General features: G+C 71.0%; 1 protein-coding gene. It reads left to right on the top strand.

Annotation, left to right across the window (positions count from 1 at the left end):
• Positions 1-212 precede the first annotated feature (212 nt).
• Positions 213-1173 (top strand): glutathione S-transferase family protein (locus H5J30_RS34575; RefSeq protein WP_181791764.1); only part of this gene is annotated, 961 nt, incomplete at its 3' end.

The raw sequence follows: 1173 nt of genomic DNA, 5'->3' as shown, positions 1-1173 counted from the left end.
CAGGTGGAGCGCGACAACCCGGCGGCCCTGCGGCTGTACGCACGCGCCGGCTTCCGCGAGCTGTGCACATACCACTACCGCACGGCCGGAGCAAAGACCTGATCCGGCCGTGCGGCGACTCGCCCGGCGGGCACCGCATCGCCTGACAGCGGGCCCGGGCGCACTGGACAATGGTGCCGGCGGTGTCAGCCAGGTCGACGAAGGAGCCGGCGATGAGCAGCGGGAACGACGGGGCGGGGCAGGACGGGCAGGGCAACACGGAGTACGGCAGGAAGCGCTTCAAGCGCTCCCGCAGCCACTTCGCCGACCGGATCACCGCGGCCGGCGAGGACGGCTGGCCCGTCGAGGCCGGGCGCTACCGGCTCGTGGTCAACCGGGCCTGCCCGTGGGCCAACCGCACGCTGATCTCCCGGCGGCTGCTCGGCCTGGAGCCGGCGATCTCCATCGGCGTCACCGACCCGATCCAGGACGACCGGAGCTGGCGCTTCACGCTCGACCCCGACGACCGCGACCCGGTGCTGGGCATCCGCTTCCTCAGCGAGGCGTACGACGCGCGCGAGACCGGCTACCCGGGCGGCGTCAGCGTGCCCGCGATCGTCGACGTGCCCAGCGGCAAGCTCGTCACCAACGACTTCCAGCAGATCACCCTGGACTTCGCCACCGAGTGGACGGCCCTGCACCGCGACGGCGCGCCCGACCTCTACCCCGAGGCGCTGCGCGACGAGATCGACGAGGTGGTGGACGGCGTCTACCGGAACGTCAACAACGGCGTCTACCGGGCCGGCTTCGCCACCACCCAGGACGAGTACGAGGCCGCGTACCACGACGTGTTCCGGCAGCTGGACGAGCTGTCCGCGCGGCTGTCCGGCCGCCGCTACCTGGTCGGCGAGAGCATCACCGAGGCCGACATCCGGCTGTTCACCACCCTGGTCCGCTTCGACCCCGTCTATCAGGGCCACTTCAAGTGCAACCGCAACAAGATCGCGGAGGATCGAGTGCTGTGGGCGTACGCCCGCGACCTCTACCAGACGCCCGGCTTCGGCGACACGGTCGACTTCGACCACATCAAGCGGCACTACTACGAGGTGCACACGGGCATCAACCCCACCGGCATCGTCCCCGCCGGGCCCGACCTGTCCGGCTGGCTGACCGCGCACCACCGCGAGCAGCTGG

The organism is Streptomyces phytophilus, from assembly GCF_013870535.1.
GTDB classification, from domain to species: domain Bacteria; phylum Actinomycetota; class Actinomycetes; order Streptomycetales; family Streptomycetaceae; genus Streptomyces; species Streptomyces phytophilus.
Note: the sequence above shows the minus strand (reverse complement) of the source record. Positions and strands in the feature narration are given on the sequence as shown.